This is a genomic window from Streptomyces sp. RK62 (assembly GCF_018070255.1).
GTDB classification, from domain to species: domain Bacteria; phylum Actinomycetota; class Actinomycetes; order Streptomycetales; family Streptomycetaceae; genus Streptomyces; species Streptomyces nigra.
The window spans coordinates 76,609-94,314 of record NZ_JAGPYD010000018.1 but is presented as its reverse complement, the minus strand read 5'-3'; the positions used below and the strand labels follow the sequence as shown (position 1 = coordinate 94,314).

General features: G+C 72.5%; 18 protein-coding genes. 11 read left to right on the top strand and 7 right to left on the bottom strand.

Annotated features, from left to right (window positions below):
* The first annotated feature begins 55 nt into the window (after positions 1 to 55).
* Positions 56 to 1,324, top strand: a complete 1,269-nt coding sequence (gene tyrS / locus KBY32_RS30425; protein ID WP_055621341.1) for a tyrosine--tRNA ligase — start codon at positions 56 to 58, stop codon at positions 1,322 to 1,324.
* 71 nt (positions 1,325 to 1,395) lie between these two features.
* Here the strand turns inward: tyrS and KBY32_RS30420 are convergent, their stop codons facing one another.
* Positions 1,396 to 1,677, bottom strand: a complete 282-nt coding sequence (locus KBY32_RS30420) for a GlsB/YeaQ/YmgE family stress response membrane protein (RefSeq protein WP_055621342.1) — start codon at positions 1,675 to 1,677, stop codon at positions 1,396 to 1,398.
* Positions 1,678 to 1,922: 245 nt separating this feature from the next.
* Between KBY32_RS30420 and KBY32_RS30415 the strand changes: the two genes are divergently transcribed.
* Both KBY32_RS30415 and KBY32_RS30410 read left to right on the top strand, forming a co-directional pair.
* Positions 1,923 to 2,321 carry a DUF3099 domain-containing protein gene (locus tag KBY32_RS30415; protein ID WP_210982363.1) on the top strand — a complete coding sequence of 133 codons (399 nt, stop codon included), beginning with the start codon at positions 1,923 to 1,925 and terminating at the stop codon, positions 2,319 to 2,321.
* Between the two features lie 214 nt (positions 2,322 to 2,535).
* Complete coding sequence (locus KBY32_RS30410; protein ID WP_079033590.1) at positions 2,536 to 2,760, top strand: hypothetical protein; 225 nt, start codon at positions 2,536 to 2,538, stop codon at positions 2,758 to 2,760.
* Positions 2,761 to 2,798: 38 nt separating this feature from the next.
* On the opposite strand, the gene moaA is transcribed toward KBY32_RS30410, so the two are convergent.
* From moaA to KBY32_RS30390, 4 genes are all read right to left on the bottom strand, one after another.
* On the bottom strand, positions 2,799 to 3,788 hold the full coding sequence (gene moaA, locus KBY32_RS30405) for a GTP 3',8-cyclase MoaA (RefSeq protein WP_181890300.1): 990 nt from the start codon (positions 3,786 to 3,788) through the stop codon (positions 2,799 to 2,801).
* Between the two features lie 148 nt (positions 3,789 to 3,936).
* Entirely contained in the window at positions 3,937 to 4,302 is a 366-nt protein-coding gene (locus KBY32_RS30400; protein ID WP_210982362.1) for a DUF2750 domain-containing protein, read from the bottom strand.
* A gap of 121 nt (positions 4,303 to 4,423) precedes the next feature.
* Complete coding sequence (locus KBY32_RS30395; RefSeq protein ID WP_210982361.1) at positions 4,424 to 6,043, bottom strand: cation acetate symporter; 1,620 nt, start codon at positions 6,041 to 6,043, stop codon at positions 4,424 to 4,426.
* Positions 6,040 to 6,396 carry a DUF485 domain-containing protein gene (locus tag KBY32_RS30390; RefSeq protein WP_115506198.1) on the bottom strand — a complete coding sequence of 119 codons (357 nt, stop codon included), beginning with the start codon at positions 6,394 to 6,396 and terminating at the stop codon, positions 6,040 to 6,042. Before KBY32_RS30390 ends, KBY32_RS30395 begins: the two co-directional genes overlap by 4 nt.
* Positions 6,397 to 6,763: 367 nt before the next feature.
* Here KBY32_RS30390 and KBY32_RS30385 point away from each other — a divergent pair, with 367 nt between their 5' ends.
* The 3 genes from KBY32_RS30385 (at position 6,764) to KBY32_RS30375 (ending at position 10,794) form a co-directional block, all read left to right on the top strand.
* Positions 6,764 to 8,305, top strand: coding sequence for a S8 family serine peptidase (locus KBY32_RS30385; RefSeq protein WP_210982360.1), 1,542 nt, complete (start codon positions 6,764 to 6,766; stop codon positions 8,303 to 8,305).
* Positions 8,306 to 8,327: 22 nt separating this feature from the next.
* Positions 8,328 to 9,695, top strand: a complete 1,368-nt coding sequence (locus KBY32_RS30380) for a CoA transferase (protein ID WP_210982359.1) — start codon at positions 8,328 to 8,330, stop codon at positions 9,693 to 9,695.
* A gap of 85 nt (positions 9,696 to 9,780) precedes the next feature.
* Positions 9,781 to 10,794: a CopD family protein gene (locus KBY32_RS30375; RefSeq protein ID WP_210982358.1), complete on the top strand. Its 1,014-nt coding sequence runs from the start codon at positions 9,781 to 9,783 to the stop codon at positions 10,792 to 10,794.
* A gap of 4 nt (positions 10,795 to 10,798) precedes the next feature.
* On the opposite strand, the gene KBY32_RS30370 is transcribed toward KBY32_RS30375, so the two are convergent.
* The gene (locus KBY32_RS30370) at positions 10,799 to 11,842 is read right to left on the bottom strand and encodes a zinc-dependent alcohol dehydrogenase family protein (protein WP_055621351.1); all 1,044 of its coding nucleotides are present in this window, start codon (positions 11,840 to 11,842) and stop codon (positions 10,799 to 10,801) included.
* Between the two features lie 164 nt (positions 11,843 to 12,006).
* The gene (locus KBY32_RS30365; protein WP_210982357.1) at positions 12,007 to 12,717 is read right to left on the bottom strand and encodes a VIT family protein; all 711 of its coding nucleotides are present in this window, start codon (positions 12,715 to 12,717) and stop codon (positions 12,007 to 12,009) included.
* A 182-nt stretch (positions 12,718 to 12,899) separates the two neighbouring features.
* On the opposite strand from KBY32_RS30365, the gene KBY32_RS30360 reads away from it, so the two are divergent.
* From KBY32_RS30360 to KBY32_RS30340, 5 genes are all read left to right on the top strand, one after another.
* Positions 12,900 to 13,889, top strand: a complete 990-nt coding sequence (locus KBY32_RS30360) for a DEDDh family exonuclease (protein ID WP_055621353.1) — start codon at positions 12,900 to 12,902, stop codon at positions 13,887 to 13,889.
* Positions 13,890 to 13,968: 79 nt separating this feature from the next.
* The gene (locus KBY32_RS30355; RefSeq protein WP_079033591.1) at positions 13,969 to 14,202 is read left to right on the top strand and encodes a hypothetical protein; all 234 of its coding nucleotides are present in this window, start codon (positions 13,969 to 13,971) and stop codon (positions 14,200 to 14,202) included.
* 49 nt (positions 14,203 to 14,251) lie between these two features.
* Positions 14,252 to 15,055: an SURF1 family protein gene (locus KBY32_RS30350; protein WP_210982356.1), complete on the top strand. Its 804-nt coding sequence runs from the start codon at positions 14,252 to 14,254 to the stop codon at positions 15,053 to 15,055.
* Positions 15,056 to 15,139: 84 nt separating this feature from the next.
* The gene (locus KBY32_RS30345; RefSeq protein ID WP_210982355.1) at positions 15,140 to 16,927 is read left to right on the top strand and encodes a glycoside hydrolase family 15 protein; all 1,788 of its coding nucleotides are present in this window, start codon (positions 15,140 to 15,142) and stop codon (positions 16,925 to 16,927) included.
* Between the two features lie 5 nt (positions 16,928 to 16,932).
* On the top strand, positions 16,933 to 17,688 hold the full coding sequence (locus KBY32_RS30340; protein WP_210982354.1) for an SDR family oxidoreductase: 756 nt from the start codon (positions 16,933 to 16,935) through the stop codon (positions 17,686 to 17,688).
* The last annotated feature ends 18 nt before the right edge of the window (positions 17,689 to 17,706 follow it).

Below are 17,706 nucleotides of genomic sequence, written 5' to 3'. Positions count from 1 at the left end.
CCTCGTAGGCGGCTGTCACTCGACTGCCCGAGATCATCAAGGAGACACGAGAACCGTGACGGACATCGTCGACGAGCTGAAGTGGCGCGGCGTGATCGCCCTGTCCACCGACGAGGACGCCTTGCGCAAGGCGCTCGCGGACGGTCCCGTCACGTTCTATTGCGGCTTCGACCCGACGGCGGCCAGCCTGCACGTCGGCCATCTGGTCCAGGTGCTCACGATGCGCCGCCTCCAGCAGGCGGGCCTGCGCCCGCTCGCGCTGGTCGGCGGCGCCACCGGCCAGATCGGCGACCCCCGCCCGACGGCCGAGCGCACGCTGAACGACCCGGAGACCGTCGCGAACTGGGTGAACCGGCTGCGCGCCCAGATCGAGCCGTTCCTCTCCTTCGAGGGGGACAACGCGGCGACGATGGTGAACAACCTCGACTGGACGGCCGGTCTGTCCGCCATCGAGTTCCTGCGGGACATCGGCAAGCACTTCCGCGTCAACAAGATGCTCACCAAGGACTCCGTGGCCCGCCGCCTGCAGTCGGAGGAGGGCATCAGCTACACCGAGTTCAGCTACCAGCTGCTGCAGGGCATGGACTTCCTGGAGCTGTACCGGCGGTACGGCTGCACCCTCCAGCAGGGCGGCAGCGACCAGTGGGGCAACCTCACGGCGGGTCTGGACCTGATCCACCGGCTGGAGCCGCACGCCCAGGTGCACGCGCTGGCGACGCCGCTGATGACGAAGGCGGACGGGACCAAGTTCGGCAAGACCGAGGGCGGCGCCATCTGGCTCGACCCGGAGATGACGACGCCGTACGCGTTCTACCAGTTCTGGCTGAACGCGGACGACCGGGACGTCTCCACGTACCTGCGCATCCTGTCCTTCCGCTCCCGGGAGGAGCTGGAGGAGCTGGAGAAGCAGACGCAGGAGCGTCCGCAGGCCCGGGCGGCGCAGCGCGCGCTGGCCGAGGAGCTGACGACGCTGGTGCACGGCGCCGACCAGACGGCCGCGGTGATCGCCGCGTCCAAGGCGCTGTTCGGCCAGGGCGAGCTGGCGGACCTGGACGACCGGACGCTGGCGGCGGCGCTGTCCGAGGTGCCGCACATCCAGGTCGACCGGCTCGGCCCGGTGGTCGACCTGTTCGCCGAGGTGGGTCTGGTGGCCAGCAAGTCGGCCGCGCGGCGCACCGTGAAGGAGGGCGGCGCCTACGTGAACAACGTGAAGGTGGCCGGCGAGGACGCGGTCCCCGCGAAGGAGGACCTGCTGCACGGGCGCTGGCTGGTGCTGCGGCGCGGCAAGAAGAACCTGGCGGCGGTCGAGGTCACCGGCGTCTGAGCGACGGGTGCGCGGCGAGGGGCCTCCGGCAGCCGGAGGCCCCTCGCCGTGTCCTGTTCACCGTGTCCTGCTCAGGCCCGTTCCTTGCGTCTCTTGCCCAGCGTGGCCATATAGAGCATGTCGCCCACATAGACGATGACCACGGCGGCGACGATCTGGAAGATGTGCCGGCTCCAGTCGATGCCGCGGGTCGACTCGACGCCGAACGCCCGGGCGATGGAGTTGCCGACGATCGCGCCGAGGATGCCGAAGATCGTGGTCAGCCAGAGAGGGCTGTGCTGCTTGCCCGGGATCAGTGCCTTGGCCAGCAGGCCCAGCACGAATCCCACGATGATCGCCCACAACCAGCCCATGCTGCCTCCTTGTACGGCTCGGGTGGAGCAGTACGGCCAGTCTTGGTCCGGTCGGGGTACGCCGCATGCCGGGCACAGCCGTACGTGTGAGGGCCCAGGTGGTACCGCCCCGGCGCCGGGAGACCCGGTCTCGTAGGCGGCGCAGACGAGGCGTACGGTGGGACTTGTCCCGGTCCGGCCCCCCGACCGGCGGTGGACGGGTGAGAGCAGGGGGAGGGTCCGATGCGGGCGGATGGTGGAATCTGATGCGGAAGCTGCATGCGGGTGGTGGCGCCCAGGTGTTCCGGATCACCGGAGCCCGGACCGGGCTGCAGGAGGACGTACGCGGTCGCCAACGCCGCTATGTCATCTCGATGTCGATCCGCACCCTGTCGGTGATCCTCGCGGCCACGCTGTGGAACGTCGAACGGCACGTCGCCGTCGTGGCGTTGGTGCTCGGACTGGTCCTGCCGTACATCGCCGTGGTGATCGCCAACGCGGGGCGGGAGAACGCGCCGTCGCTGCCGTCGACCTTCGTGGCCATGCCGACGCGTCCCATGATCGATCCGTCGCGGACGAATGACGGTTTCGCGGAACCGTCTCCGGAAGATGTGGCGGGTGCTGCGGGGCCCGGCGGACAAAGCGAACCACGCGACCGGGCGTGATGTCCCGGAGCGTTGCACTCCGGAAGTCGGGGCGCGCCAACCTCAGTAAAACCTCAGATCAATAGTGTTGTTCAGGTGCCGGGCGGCGGGTTACCCGTGACATACTTCGTAGGCGCTCCGCATCCCCCGTCGGAGCGACGGACCGACGCCGGGCAGCTCCCCCCGTGGCTGCTCGGCGTCGCCTTTTTGTGCGCAAATCTGTGAGACGAAAATCGTGAGTGACGAGACCCCCGAGACCCCCGTCTGTTCCGCCAAGGGCTGCCGTGCCGACGCCGTGTGGGTCCTTGCGTGGAACAACCCGAAGATCCACACGCCGGACCGCCGCAAGACGTGGCTGGCGTGCGAGGAGCACCGCGAACATCTGTCGCAGTTCCTCGGGGTGCGAGGGTTCCTGAAGGACGTCGTACGGCTGGAGGAATGGGAGGCGCAGGGGGCGTAGAGCCCCCTTGATACCCGGCCAGGGTCTGGACAGGAGGCCTATCCCCCGATGGCGGACATCGGCCGGTCCGGCTGTACGAACGACGGGTCGTCGAGGCCCGCGCCCGCCTTCTTGCCCCACATCGCCAGCCGCCAGATCCGGGCGATCTCCTCGTCCGGCGCCCCGGAGCGCAGGGCCGCGCGCAGGTCGGTCTCCTCGGTGGCGAAGAGGCAGGTGCGGACCTGTCCGTCGGCGGTGAGCCGGGTGCGGTCGCAGGCCGAGCAGAAGGGGCGGGTGACGGAGGCGATCACGCCGACGACATGGGGTCCGCCGTCCACGATCCACCGCTCCGCCGGGGCCGAGCCCCGCTTCTCGGCGCCCTCCTCGGTCAGCTCGAAGCGCGTGCGCAGGGAGGCCAGGATGTCCCCGGCGGTGATCATGCCGTCGCGCTTCCAGCCGTGCTGGGCGTCGAGGGGCATCTGCTCGATGAAGCGCAGCTCGTAGTCGTGCTCGACGGCCCAGGCGAGCAGGTCGGGGGCCTCGTCGTCGTTGAGCCCCGGCATCAGCACGGAGTTGACCTTGACCGGCGTCAGACCGGCCTCGCGGGCGGCGTACAGACCCTCCAGGACGTCCTTGTGGCGGTCGCGGCGGGTGAGGGTCTTGAAGACGTCGGGCCGCAGGGTGTCGAGGGAGACATTGACCCGGTCCAGCCCGGCGGCCTTGAGAGCGGGGGCCGTGCGCTTCAGCCCGATGCCGTTCGTCGTCAGGGACATCCGGGGGCGGGCGTCGAGCGCGGCGACCCGCTCGACGATGCCGACCAGTCCGGGGCGCAGCAGCGGCTCACCGCCGGTGAAGCGGACCTCCTCGATACCGAGGGAGGTGACGGCGATGTCGATGAGCCGCACGATCTCGTCGTCGGTCAGCAGATCGGGCTTGGCCAGCCACTGCAGGCCCTCTTCGGGCATGCAGTACGTGCATCGCAGATTGCAGCGGTCGGTCAGCGAGACCCGCAGGTCCGTGGCCACCCGGCCGTAGGTGTCGATGAGCACGTGGGGCCCCCTCCTGGTCATGACCAGTTCTCGACGTCCGTCACCTGCGAGCCTACGTGACCGCACGGACAGTGACACGGGTCCGATCCCACGAGCTGGGACGCGGGTGGTGGTAGGGACGTACGAGGTGGGGTCCGGCGGCCGGCGTCTACGAGTCGTACGGCGGCTCGGCGAGGGCGTGTGCGAGCCGGTTGACCACGTCCGCGACGGTGAAGTCCCATCCGGTGAGACGCGTCCCGCTCCAGTTGATGCCCACCCGGAGGCCGTCCTTCGCGAGATCCGGCAGGGCCGCGCTCCGCCAGTGTTCCAGCGGCATCGGGACAGCGCGGAACGCGGGCCCCCACAGCTCGGCGGCACGCTGCGCGCGGGCCTGCGACGACCAGTAGGGGAAGGCGGGCCGTCCGGAACCCGAGACGGGCGTCGGACTGCCGGCGTCGTCCCGCACCCACCAGACCGTACGGGTCCGGGCGACCTCCCGGAAGAAGGCCGCCGCCTGGGCTCCACTGACACTCATCCGGACGGAACCTCACTTGTTCGCACCGACGGAAACGACCCGCTCAGTCTCCGCTCTGGCCCGGCACGCGAAGCGGCCGCGTCGCGATTTTCTGCGACGCGGCCGCCTGGGAAAGGACGGATCAGTGGGCGCCCGTGCCGGTCAGGGAGCGGACTTCCAGTTCCGCGTACTTGCCGGTGTCCGGTTCCTCCTTGGAGAGGACCGTGCCGAGCCAGCCCATGAGGAAGCCGAACGGGATGGAGATGATGCCCGGGTTCTTCAGCGGGAACCAGGCGAAGTCGACGTCCGGGAACATCGCCTTGGGGTCGCCGGAGACGACCGGGGAGAAGAGGACCAGGCCGACGGCGACGATGAGGCCGCCGTAGATCGACCACAGGGCGCCCTGGGTGGTGAAGCGCTTCCAGAACAGGCTGTAGAGGATCGTCGGCAGGTTGGCGGAGGCGGCGACCGCGAAGGCCAGGGCGACCAGGCCGGCGACGTTGAGGTCGCGGGCGAGGGCGCCGAGGAGGATGGAGACGGCGCCGATGCCGATGGTGGCCAGGCGGGCGGCCCGGACCTCCTCCTTCTCCGTGGCCGTGCCCTTCCTGATGACGTTCGCGTAGATGTCGTGGGCGAACGACGAGGACGACGCCAGGGTGAGGCCGGCCACCACCGCGAGGATCGTCGCGAAGGCGACCGCCGAGATCGTGGCGAGCAGGATCGCGCCCCAGGCCGAGTCGACGCCGCCCAGGTGCAGTGCGAGCAGCGGGGCCGCGGTGTTGCCCGACGGGTTGGACGCGATGATCTCCTTCTGGCTGATCAGCGCCGCCGCGCCGAAGCCCAGCGCGATGGTCATCAGGTAGAAGCCGCCGATGATGCCGATCGCCCAGTTCACCGACTTACGGGCGGCCTTGGCGTTGGGCACCGTGTAGAAGCGGATCAGGATGTGCGGCAGGCCGGCGGTGCCGAGCACCAGGGCGATGCCCAGGGAGATGAAGTCCAGCTTGGTGATGTTGTCGGCGCCGTACTGCAGGCCCGGCTCCAGGAAGGCGGAGCCCTTGCCGCTGTTCTCGGCGGCCTTGCCCAGCAGGTCGGAGACGTTGAAGTTGAACTTCAGCAGCACCAGGAAGGTGATCAGGATCGTGCCGCCGATGAGCAGCACGGCCTTGACCATCTGGACCCAGGTCGTGCCCTTCATGCCGCCGATGGAGACGTACACGATCATCAGGACGCCGACGAGGGCGACGATGAGGATCTTGCCCGCGTCGGTGATGATGCCGAGCAGCAGCGAGACCAGGACACCGGCACCGGCCATCTGGGCCAGGAGGTAGAAGATCGACACGACGATGGTGGAGGTGCCGGCCGCAGTGCGCACGGGGCGCTGGCGCATGCGGTACGCGAGGACGTCGCCCATCGTGTAGCGGCCGGAGTTCCGCAGCGGCTCGGCCACCAGGAGCAGGGCGACCAGCCAGGCGACGAGGAACCCGATGGAGTACAGGAAGCCGTCGTAGCCGAAGAGGGCGATGGCGCCGGCGATGCCGAGGAAGGACGCGGCGGACATGTAGTCGCCGGAGACGGCGAGGCCGTTCTGGAAGGCGCTGAACTGCCGTCCGCCGGCGTAGAAGTCGGCGGCGTCCTTGGTCTGGCGGCCGGCCCAGACGGTGATGACGAGGGTCGCGACCACGAAGAGCGCGAACAGGGTGATGATCAGCGGCCGGTGCTCGCTGGCCTCGTTGGCCGCGAGGGTCATCGTGGGGCTCATGCGCCGCCCTCCATACGTGTCTTGATGGCCTCGGCCTTGGGGTCGAGCTTGGCGTTCGCGTGCCGCGCGTACCACCAGGCGATGAGGAACGTGGTGACGAACTGGGCGATACCGAAGACGAATGCGACGTTGATGTTGCCGAACAGCTTGGTGCCCATGAAGCCGCCCGCGTAGTTCGAGAGCAGCACGTACAGCAGGTACCAGACGATGAAGGCGACGGTCAGCGGGAAGGCGAAGTTGCGGTAGGAGCTGCGCAGTTCGGCGAACTCCGCGCTCTTCTGCACCTCGCTGAACTCCTCGGTGGTCGGGAGTCGGTGTGTCTCTTTCGAGGGGGGCGGTGCGTCGGTAGCCACGGAGTCTCCTCGCGTTGCGGGCGCTGGTGCGGCGGTGGACGGGGACGGTTCGGGGGTCGGGGGCGGGGTGGGTACGGACATGACGGCTCTGTTCATCGCAGTGATATGGATCACGTGACCGGCTGGCGATGGTAGGGCCCCGGCCAGTGATCCAAAAGGGGGCACGCTCGACCTCGCGCCTCCTGCCCAAGGTCACGGCGCCGCGCGGGGACCGGTTCAACTCCCCTCGCCACTTTCCGAAGATGCCGCGTCCGGATTGCTGGCCAGGGAGTTCGGGGATAGCTTCGGGCTGCACCACTCGTCATGTACCTGCCCGGGCGCCGATCGGCGTCCCGGGCCGTTCCGTTCCGGATGATGTGGAGATCCCATGACTCATCTGCGGTCCAGACGCCGTCTCGGCCTCGCGGTCCCGCTGGTCCTCTCGCTGACCGCCACGCTCGGCTTCCTGCCGACGGCGTCGTCCGCGGCCCCGCTCACGGAGCCCGCCGCCCAGGCCACGGACGCGTCCTCCCTGGCGTACGTCGTCAACACCAGGACGGACCACCGCACGATCGAGTCCGTGAAGAAGGCGATCCGGGCGGCCGGCGGCACCGTCGTGACCGCCTACGAGCGGATCGGCGTCATCGTCGTCCACTCGGCGAACCCCGAATTCGCCCGGACGATACGGGCGGTGCGCGGCGTGCAGTCCGCGGGAGCGACCCGTACGGCGCCACTGAAGGCCGCCGGCACGACCGACGAGGGGCCCGTCCAGCCCCTGACGAAGCAGCAGGCCGCGAAGATCGCCGGCGCGGCCGAGGGCGCCACCACCGGTACGGCCACCCCGGAGCCGCTCGAGGCGGACCAGTGGGACCTGCGGGCGATCGGCGCCGACAAGGCCGCGCAGATCAACCCGGGCAGCCGCAAGGTGACCGTCGCCGTCATCGACACCGGCGTCGACGACACCCACCCGGACCTCGCCCCGAACTTCTCCGCCTCCCAGTCGGCCAACTGCGTCGGCGGCAAGGCGGACACCAGCGAGGGCGCCTGGCGGCCGTACACGAGCGGGGACTACCACGGCACCCATGTGGCCGGTGAGATCGCCGCGGCCCGCAACGGCGTCGGCGTCGCCGGTGTCGCGCCCGGCGTCAAGGTGGCCGGCATCAAGGTGAGCGACCCGGACAGCGGGCTGTTCTACCCGGAGAACGTCGTCTGCGCCTTCGTGTTCGCCGCCGACCACGGCGTGGAGATCACGAACAACAGCTACTACGTGGACCCGTGGCTGTACAACTGCAAGACCGACCCGGACCAGAAGGCCATCGTCGACGCGGTCAACCGGGCCCAGCTGTACGCCCAGCGCAAGGGCACCCTGCATGTCGCCTCGGCGGGCAACTCCAACCACGACCTGGCCTCCGACGCCATCGAGGACGCGTCCAGCCCGAACGACACCACCCCGGTGCCGCGCACCATCGACCCGTCGGTGTGCCTCGACATCCCGACGCAGCTGCCGGGCGTCCTGACGGTCAGCGCGACCGGTGTGCAGAAGGCCAAGTCGTACTACTCGTCCTACGGTCACCGTGTCGTCGACGTGGCCGCGCCGGGCGGTGACGGCCGCTACCAGGTGCCGGACACCCCGTCGAAGAACGGGCGCATCCTGTCCACGCTGCCGGACGGCGGCTACGGCTTCCTGCAGGGCACCTCGATGGCGTCCCCGCACGCCGCGGGCGTCGCCGCGCTGCTCAAGTCCCGCTATCCGAAGGCGACTCCGGCGCAGCTGACGGCCCTGCTGAAGGTCCAGGCGGACAACCCGGGCTGCCCGGACTCCTACGACCAGAACGGCGACGGCACCCAGGACGCGGTGTGCGAGGGCGGCAAGCGCCTCAACGGCTTCTACGGAGCCGGCATCGTCGACGCCCTCGACGCCGTCGACTAGCCGAAGGGTGCATAGTGCGGTCATGACCGCACTGGAATCCGCCTGGTCGGCGGTGGGCGGCGACGCCGCCCTGCTAGGACAGGTGTCACCCGTGGTGCGGGAGGGCGCGCTCGTCGCGCGCCTTCCCGTGCGGGAGGCGGCGCGCGCCTGCGTGGGGGCGTGCGCCCTGGCCGCGGCGGAGGCGGGCGCCCGGCGGGCCGGTCGCGCCGAGGTGCCCCGGGTCCTGCTGGACGACGGGGCGGTCGCCACGGCGTTCGTGAGCGAGCGGCATCTGCTGGTCGACGGGCGCGCGCCCGTCTGGTTCGCGCCGCTGTCCCGGTTCTGGCAGGCCGCCGACGGCTGGGTGCGCACCCACGCGAACTATCCGCACCACCGCGCCGCCCTGCTGGCCGCGCTGGGGGTGCCCGGGGAAGACCCGGACGCCGTGGCGGCGGCCGTCGCCGAACGGCCCGCGCGCGAGGTGGAGGACGCCGTGTACGCCGCCGGCGGTCTCGCGGTGGCGCTGCGCACGCCCGGGGAGTGGGCGGCGCACGAGCAGGCGGCTCAGGTCGCCCGGCGCCCTTTGATCGTCCGGGAGCGGACGGCCCCGGCACGCGCGCGTGCCCTCCCGTCGCTCGACGGCACTCCCCTGCTGCCCGCCGCCGGGGTACGGGTCCTGGATCTGACCCGGGTCATCGCGGGGCCGGTCGCCACCCGCACCCTCGCCCTGCTCGGCGCCGACGTGCTGCGCCTGGACCCGCCCCGGCTGCCCGAACTGACCGACCAGCACACCGACACGGGCTTCGGCAAGCGCTCGGTGCTGCTGGACGCGGCCGTGGACCGGCGCGCCTTCGAGGAGTTGCTGTCGGCGGCGGACGTGGTGGTCACCGGATACCGGCCGGGCGCCCTGGACCGGCTCGGGCTTTCGGCGCGGGCGCTGGCCGAGCGGCGGCCCGGACTGATCGTGGCGGAGCTGTCGGCGTGGGGCGCCTACGGCCCCTGGGGCGGGCGGCGCGGCTTCGACAGCCTCGTCCAGGTCGCCACCGGCATCGCGGTGACGGAGGGTTCGGCCGAGCGGCCGGGCGCCCTGCCCGCGCAGGCCCTCGACCACGGCACCGGCTATCTGCTGGCGGCGGCCGTCCTGCGGGCGCTGACCGAGCGCGGCGAGGACGGCCACGGCTCCCGTGTCGAGGTGTCCCTGGCGCGTACGGCGCACTGGCTGACCCAGGAGGTCGCACCGGGCCCGGCGGGGGACGCGGTGTACGACGCCCCGGACGCCTGGCTCGCCGAGCGGGACAGCGCGCGGGGCCGACTGCGGTACGCCCTGCCGCCGGTCGCCTTCGAGGGCGGCCCGCACGACTGGGCGCGGCCTCCGGGGGTGTGGGGCGCGGACCCGGCGGCCTGGCGGTGAGCGGACACGGCGGCGGAACGACCTACCGCCAGTTCTTTTCCGGCACTTGTGCGTCTCTGCGCTGCTTTGTGAAGATCTCGAGGTGATGTCGACGAGATCCTTGCCCGGTGCGCCCGGTGTCCCCGAGGGGAGCGGGCCCGGGTCCCGCCCCGGTGTGGGGCGGGCGGTCGCCGTGCTGGTTCTGGTGGCCGCCGCCGCGTGCGTCCCGCTGCTCGGGCCGTCGGCCGCGCTGCGGGGGACCGGTGAGGCCGCCGCGCCGGGCACGGCGGGGATCGGGCTGCTGCGCACGGTGCTGTTCGCCGCGCTGTGCGTCCCGCTGGGCGAGCTGTTCGTACGGCGGCTGGTGCGGTCGGTGCCGGGGGCTCGGGCGGCGCTGCCCCGCGGCTGGGCGCCGTACGCCGCGGCCGTCGGGTTCGTCGCCGCGCTCGGGCTGGCCTCGGTCGTGTCGACGGGCAATCTGGTGCCGCACAGCCCCGCCGACCTGGACGTGGGCGGGTTGTACGCCACGCGTGACGGCAAGCTGGCGCTGCTGGAGGTCAACGCGTTCGTGGTGGCCGGGCTGTGCGCGCTGTCGGGCCGGCCCGGCACCCAGGTGTGGCCGCTGGGCGCGCTGGTGGTCGCGGAGGCGCTGCGCGCCCATCCCACCACCGAGGACGACCCGTTGCTCGGCTCGGCCCTGACCCTGGTCCATCTGACCTGCGCCTCGCTGTGGGTGGGCGGGCTGCTGTACGTCCTGCGGACCCTGCGCGGCTGGGGCGCCAGGGAGGCGGGCGCGGCCCTGCTCGGCCTCTACGCGCGCGTGGCGGCCGCGCTGTTGGCCGCCCTGACGGCCACCGGGGTGACCAGTTCGCTGCGCCGGATGCCGGCGGACACGATCCTGACGCAGCTGACGGACACGGCGTACGGGCGGGCCCTGCTGGCGAAGGTGCTCCTGATGGTGGTGGTCGCCGGGCTGGCGCTGTGGGCCAGGATCAGGCTGCGCCGGGCCGCCGATCCGCTGACGGCGTGCACGCCCGCGCGCGCCGAGGTCGTCGCGCTGGCCGGGGTGGTCGCGCTGTCGGGACTGTTGACGGCGCTGCCGGTGCCGATCCGCTGGTGAGGCGTCAGGGCGTGACCATGACCTTGAGGGCGGTGCGCTCGTCCATCGCCCGGTAGCCGTCCGGGACCTCCTCCAGGCCGACGGTCCGGTCGAAGACGGGCGACGGGTCGATCGTGCCGTCCAGCACGTCGGGCAGCAGCTCCGGGATGTAGGTGCGCACGGGGGCGACGCCGCCGCGCAGCGCGATGTTGCCGTCGAACATGACGCCGAGGTCGAGGCCGGTGCCGCTGCCGTGCGGGACGCCGACGAACCCGATGGCGCCGCCGTCCCGGGCGACGCCGAGGGCCGTACGCATGGACTGCTCGGTCCCGACGGCCTCCACGACGGCGTGCGCGCCCTGGCCGCGGGTGAGTTCGCGGACGGCCTCGACGGCCGCCTCGCCGCGTTCGGCGACGACGTCGGTGGCGCCGAAGCGGCGGGCGATGTCGGTGCGGCCCTGGTGCCGGCCGAGGGCGATGATGCGTTCGGCGCCGAGCCGCCGGGCGGCGAGCACCGCGCACAGGCCGACGGCGCCGTCCCCGACGACGGCGACCGTGGCGCCCGGCCGGGCGCCCGCGCCGAGGGCGGCGTGATGGCCGGTGCCGAGGACGTCGGACAGTGTCAGCAGCGCGGAGAGCAGCCGGTCGTCGGAGGCCGCGTCCCCCGGCAGCCTCACGAGGGTGGCGTCGGCGAACGGCACCCGGACGGCCTCGCCCTGGCCGCCGTCGGAGCCCTCGGAGCCCCAGAAGCCGCCGTGCTCGCAGGACGTCGTCAGGCCCTCGCGGCAGTAGTCGCAGACGCCGTCGGACCACATGAAGGGGGCGACGACGAGGTCGCCGCGCCGCAGCCCGCTCACATCGGCGCCGGTCTCCTCGACGAGGCCGAGGAACTCGTGGCCGATCCGCTGCCCCGGCTTGCGGGCCGACTCGCCCCGGTAGGCCCACAGGTCGCTGCCGCAGATGCAGGCGCGCAGCACCCGTACGACGGCGTCCGTGGGGTGCTGGACGGCGGCGTCGGGCACGTCCTGGACCCGCATGTCGAAGGGGGCGTGGATCGTGGTGGCTCGCATGCGGGGGTCCTTCTCGTGGGGCGTCCGTGCGCCCGGGGGTGCGCGGGCGCGCCTCTCACGGTACGTCCGGGCAGGGGGGCGGCGCGCTTCGGGGAGCTGTGGCCGGGGCGGGGGGGGCGGCGCGCTTCGGGGAGCCGCCGGAGGCCCGGCCCCGCCCGCCGGGCCTACACCCCCGCCACGTCCAGCGCGCTGCCCGCCGCATAGGTGACGCCCATGGCCAGCGCCCCGCCCGCCGTCGTGCGCAGGATCGCGCGGCCGGGGGCGGCGGCGCCGAGGCGGGCGCTGCTCCAGCCGGTCAGGGCGAGAGCCGCAAGGACGGAGACCACGGTGACGGCCAGCCGGGTGTCGGCCGGGGGCAGCACCATCGCGAGCAGCGGCAGCAGCGCCCCCGCCGTGAACGCCAGGAAGCTCGCCCACGCCGCGTGCCAGGGGTTGGTCAGCGCGTCCGGGTCGATGCCGAGCTCCACGCGCGCGTGTGCCCGCAGCGCGTCCCGCTCCGTCAGCTGGACGGCGGCCTCGTGGGCCACCTCGCGCGACAGCCCCCTGCGCCGCAGGAGTTCCGCCAGCTCCTCCAGTTCGGCCTGCGGACGCTCCCTCAACTCGCGCCGCTCGTGGGCCAGCGCGGCCCGCTCCGAGTCGCGCTGGGTGGAGACCGACACGTACTCCCCCGCCGCCATGGACACCGACCCGGCGAGCAGCCCGGCCAGGCCCGCGGTCAGCAGGGCGGACCGGGTGTCGGTCGCGCCGGCCACGCCGACGACGAGGCCGGCCGTCGACACGATGCCGTCGTTGGCGCCGAGGACGGCCGCGCGCAGCCAGTTCAACCGCTCCCCCAGGGCGCCTTCGTGGACCTGGTCGCGCTTCGGTTCGGTCATATGGGGAGGATCGCACCGCCGGGGACATCGGGGACGTACCGACGCTCCCGGTCCCGGCACTCCGCAACACCGCGTGGACGCCGCCCGATTGGCGGCCAGGTGTTCGGCGGGCCCGAACGGACGGGCGGGGCCGGGTACCTGACGGCCGGACCTGTCAGTCCCGGCCCGTATCCTCAGTGACCATGCTCGAAGACCCGACGACCACAGCGTCCTCCCCGACTGCGTGGCCGGCCGCGTATCCGCAGGGATACGCGGTCGTTGACGTGGAGACCACCGGCCTCGCCCGGGACGACCGGATCATCTCCGCGGCCGTCTACCGGCTGGACGCGCTGGGCGAGGTCGAGGACCACTGGTACACGCTGGTCAATCCGGAGCGGGACCCGGGCCCGGTCTGGATCCACGGTCTGACGAGCGAGGCCCTCGAGGGCGCCCCCCTCTTCGCGGACATAGCCGAGGAGTTCGCGGCCCGGCTCGACGGACGGGTGCTCGTCGCGCACAACGCCGTCTTCGACTGGCAGATGATCGCCCGGGAGTACGCGCGCGCCGAGCGGCGGGCGCCGGTGCGGCAGCGGCTGTGCACCATCGCGCTCTCCAAGGAGCTGGGCCTGCCCCTGCCCAACCACAAGCTGGCCACGCTGGCCGCGCACTTCGGTGTCGTACAGCGCCGGGCGCACCACGCGCTGGACGACGCGCGGGTGCTGGCGGAGGCGTTCCGGCCGAGTCTGCGGGCCGCGGCGGCCGGCATGGTGCGGCTGCCGCTGCAGGAGTGCCTGCCGCTGACCGAGTGGCGGGACTCGGCGCCCCGGATCGGCCGTCAGCCGGGCGGGGCCGGCGGCTACCGCCCGACCAGCTGGCGCCCGTCCCGCAAGCGGCCCGCCTGCCCCTACCCCAACCCGGGGCGCTATGTAGCGGGCGGGCGGCTGAAGCAGGGGATGCGGGTGGCGTTCTCGGGCGACACGTCCACCGAGCGGGATCTGCTGGAGGACCGGGCGGTGGACGCCGGGCTCCATGTGTCGACCAGCCTGTCCCGGCTGACCAGCCTGCTCGTCACGAACGACCCGGACTCGGGCACCTCGAAGGTGCTCAAGGCCCGCCAGTACGGGACGCCGGTCGTGGACGAGGCGGCGTTCGGGCAGCTTCTGGAGGACGTCGAACCGGCCACGCAGGGGTGACCGTACGGACGGGTGATTGACGCGCGACTCGCCAGGAGCGGTCTCGCCCCGGCCGCGGCGACGGCCCACCCTGTGGCGCATGGCGACATGTGAAGTGTGCGGAAACGACTACGGCATGACCTTCGAGGTGCACGCGCAGGGCGCGGTGCACGTCTTCGACTGCTTCTCCTGTGCGATCCATCGCATGGCCCCCATCTGCGAGCACTGTCGTGTGCAGATCATCGGGCAGGGAGTCGAGGTCGACGGCAACTGGTACTGCGGTGCCCACTGCGCCCGCGCCGAGGGAAAGGCGGGCATCGTCGACAAGGTGTGACCCGGTACCCGCGTGAAGACACCCCTCGACCGAGTTGTACGGTCGTGGGGTGTACCGCTTCCTGTTGTCCCGGCAGTGGGTGATCCTCACGCTGATCGCCCTGCTTCTCATCCCCACGATGATCGAGCTGGGCTTCTGGCAGATGCACCGCTACGAGGAGCGTCGCGCCCGCAACGACCTGGTGGCCGCCGCCCTCGAGGCGAAGCCGGTGCCGGTGCAGCGGCTGACCTCGCCGGGGCACACCGTCACCACCGGGCAGCGCTACCGGACCGTGACCGCCGTGGGCCGCTTCGACCCGGACCGCGAGGTGGTCGTCCGCCGGCGCGTCAGCTCCGACGACAAGGTCGGCTTCCACGTCCTGACCCCGTTCGTGCTGACCGACGGCCGGGTGCTGCTGGTCAACCGCGGCTGGATCCCCGCCGACGGCCCCAGCCAGACGGCCTTCCCGAAGATCCCCGCGCCGCCCGCCGGCCGGATCACCGTCACCGGCCGGCTGATGCCGGACGAGACGACCGAGGCCAGCGGCATCAAGAACCTCGAGGGCCTGCCCGAGCGGCAGGTCATGCTGATCGACAGCGCCCGGGAGGCCGAGCGCCTCGACGCCCGGGTCCTCGGCGGCTACATCGTGCAGACGGCGCCCGAGCCGAAGGGCGACAGCCCCGAGCCGATCGGCGCGCCGGGCGACGAGAACGCCGCGCTGAACTACGCGTACGCCCTCCAGTGGTGGCTGTTCGCCGCGGGCGTCCCGCTGGGCTGGTTCATCCTGGCCCGCCGCGAGGCCCGGGAGCGGGCGTCGGACGCGTCGGAGCCGGCCGAGACGGACCCCGTCGCCGTGACGACACCGGCGCCCTGACGGCGGCTGTGGCGCCGGTCACTCCGGTCACTCCGTGTGCCTCCGCCTGATTGGCGGTGTGAACCCCGGGGAATCCGCACTTGCGTGCACCCCCGTATCGAGGACTACGCCCTGATCGGCGACGAGCAGACGGCCGCCCTGGTCGGCAGGGACGGTTCGGTCGACTGGCTGTGCCTGCCCCGCTTCGACTCGGCCGCCTGCTTCGCCAAGCTGCTCGGCGACAAGGACAACGGCCACTGGCGGATCGCGCCGAAGGGCGTCGACGGGCCCTGTACCCGCCGCGCCTACCGCCCGGACACCCTGGTGCTGGACACCGAGTGGGAGACCGCGGACGGCGCGATCCGGGTCACCGATCTGATGCCCCAGCGCGACGAGGCCCCCGACCTCGTACGGATCGTCGAGGGCCTGCGCGGCCGGGTCACCGTGCGCAGCACCCTGCGGCTGCGCTTCGACTACGGCGCCGTGATGCCGTGGGTGCGCGAGTCCCACGGGCACCGGGTGGCCGTCGCCGGCCCGGACTCGGTCTGGCTGCGCAGCGAGCCCCAGGTGCACACCTGGGGCGAGGACTTCGGCACCCACGCCGAGTTCACGGTCGAGGAGGGGGAGAAGGTCGCGTTCGTCCTGACCTGGCACCCCTCGCACCGCCCGCGGCCCGCGCTGATCGACCCGTACGAGGCGCTGGAGGCGAGCGTCCGCGACTGGCGCGCCTGGGCCGGGCAGTGCCGCTACGACGGCCCCTACCGCGACGCCGTGGTCCGCTCCCTGATCACCCTGAAGGCGCTCACCTACCGGCCCACCGGCGGGATCGTCGCCGCCGCCACGACCTCGCTGCCCGAGGAGCTGGGCGGGGTGCGCAACTGGGACTACCGCTACTGCTGGCTGCGCGACTCCACCCTCACCCTGAACGTCGGCCTGTCGGCGGGCTACCGGGAGGAGGCCGAGGCGTGGCGCGACTGGCTGCTGCGCGCGGTCGCCGGCGACCCGGCCGACCTGCAGATCATGTACGGCCTCGCGGGTGAGCGGCGGCTGCCCGAGTTCGAGGTGCCCTGGCTGTCCGGCTTCCGCGGCTCCGCGCCCGTCCGCATCGGCAACGAGGCGGTCAACCAGCTCCAGCTCGACGTGTACGGCGAGGTCATGGACACCCTCGCGCTGGCCCGGGAGGCCGGCCTGCACACCGAGCCGCACATGTGGGCGATCCAGGTGGCCCTGGTGGAGTGGCTGCGCGCGCACTGGCAACAGCCCGACGAGGGGCTGTGGGAGGTGCGGGGCGGCCGCCGGCACTTCGTGCACTCCAAGGTGATGGTGTGGGTGGCCGCGGACCGGGCGGTGCGCACGCTGGAGCACAACCCGCAGCTCGACGGCGATCTGGAGGGCTGGCGCGCGTTCCGCGACGAGGTGCACCGGGAGGTGTGCGAGCGGGGCTACGACGCCGAGCGCAACACCTTCACCCAGTCCTACGGCTCCACGGAGCTGGACGCCGCCGTGCTGCTCATCCCCCGGGTCGGCTTCCTGCCGCCGGACGACCCGCGGGTCATCGGCACGATCGACGCGGTCCGCGCCGAGCTCAGCCAGGACGGGATGCTGCGCCGCTACAGCACCGAGGGGCGGTCCGTGGACGGGCTGCCCGGCAGCGAGGGCGCGTTCGTCGCCTGCTCGTTCTGGCTGGCGGAGGCGCTGCACATGGCGGGCCGGGCCAAGGAGGCGCGCGAGCTGTTCGACCATCTGGTGGGGCTGGCCAACGACGTGGGTCTGCTGGCCGAGGAGTACGACCCGGTCGCCGGGCACCAGCTGGGCAACTTCCCGCAGGCCTTCAGTCATATCGGCCTGGTGAACACCGCCCTCGCCCTGTCCGGGGACGGCGGGGCAGGATAGGGGCCATGGATCTTGGACTGAAGGACCGGGTGTACGTCGTCACGGGTGCCACGCGCGGCCTGGGCAACGCGACCGCGCGGGAGCTGGTGGCCGACGGCGCGAAGGTCGTCCTGACCGGCCGGGACGAGGAAGGGGTCGCCGCGGCGGCCGCCGAACTGGGGCCGGGCGCCGTCGGCGTGGCCGTCGACAACGCCGACCCGGGGGCTCCGGAGCGGCTCGTCGCCGCCGCGCGCGAGGCGTTCGGCCGCTTCGACGGCATCCTCGTGAGCGTCGGCGGCCCGCCCGCCGGGTTCGTCGCGGACAACACGGACGAGCAGTGGCAGGCCGCGTTCGAGTCGGTGTTCCTGGGCGCGGTCCGCCTCGCGCGCACGGCGGCGGCCGAACTCGACGAGGGCGGTGTCATCGGGTTCGTGCTGTCGGGCTCGGTGCACGAGCCGATCCCGGGGCTGACCATCTCCAACGGGCTGCGGCCGGGCCTCGCCGGCTTCGCCAAGTCCCTGTCGGACGAGCTGGGTCCGCGCGGCATCCGGGTGGTGGGGCTGCTGCCGGCGCGGATCGACACCGACCGGGTGCGGGAGCTGGACGCGCTGTCCGCCGACCCGGAGGCCACCCGGGCGGCGAACGAGTCGCGGATCCCGCTGCGCCGCTACGGCCGTCCGGAGGAGTTCGGCCGGGCGGCGGCGTTCCTGCTGTCCCCGGCCGCGTCCTATCTGACGGGTGTCATGCTGCCGGTGGACGGCGGTATGCGGCACGGCTTCTGAGCGCCGTACGGCCGCGGG

What these genes read in the sequence shown, in the direction of transcription:
- KBY32_RS30420 (WP_055621342.1), bottom strand. Translation starts at nt 1,677, where the DNA reads ATGGGCTGGTTGTGGGCGATCATCGTGGGATTCGTGCTGGGCCTGCTG.
- KBY32_RS30415 (WP_210982363.1), top strand. Translation starts at nt 1,923, where the DNA reads ATGCGGAAGCTGCATGCGGGTGGTGGCGCCCAGGTGTTCCGGATCACC.
- KBY32_RS30400 (WP_210982362.1), bottom strand. Translation starts at nt 4,302, where the DNA reads ATGAGTGTCAGTGGAGCCCAGGCGGCGGCCTTCTTCCGGGAGGTCGCC.
- KBY32_RS30395 (WP_210982361.1), bottom strand. Translation starts at nt 6,043, where the DNA reads ATGAGCCCCACGATGACCCTCGCGGCCAACGAGGCCAGCGAGCACCGG.
- KBY32_RS30385 (WP_210982360.1), top strand. Translation starts at nt 6,764, where the DNA reads ATGACTCATCTGCGGTCCAGACGCCGTCTCGGCCTCGCGGTCCCGCTG.
- KBY32_RS30380 (WP_210982359.1), top strand. Translation starts at nt 8,328, where the DNA reads ATGACCGCACTGGAATCCGCCTGGTCGGCGGTGGGCGGCGACGCCGCC.
- KBY32_RS30375 (WP_210982358.1), top strand. Translation starts at nt 9,781, where the DNA reads ATGTCGACGAGATCCTTGCCCGGTGCGCCCGGTGTCCCCGAGGGGAGC.
- KBY32_RS30370 (WP_055621351.1), bottom strand. Translation starts at nt 11,842, where the DNA reads ATGCGAGCCACCACGATCCACGCCCCCTTCGACATGCGGGTCCAGGAC.
- KBY32_RS30365 (WP_210982357.1), bottom strand. Translation starts at nt 12,717, where the DNA reads ATGACCGAACCGAAGCGCGACCAGGTCCACGAAGGCGCCCTGGGGGAG.
- KBY32_RS30360 (WP_055621353.1), top strand. Translation starts at nt 12,900, where the DNA reads ATGCTCGAAGACCCGACGACCACAGCGTCCTCCCCGACTGCGTGGCCG.
- KBY32_RS30355 (WP_079033591.1), top strand. Translation starts at nt 13,969, where the DNA reads ATGGCGACATGTGAAGTGTGCGGAAACGACTACGGCATGACCTTCGAG.
- KBY32_RS30340 (WP_210982354.1), top strand. Translation starts at nt 16,933, where the DNA reads ATGGATCTTGGACTGAAGGACCGGGTGTACGTCGTCACGGGTGCCACG.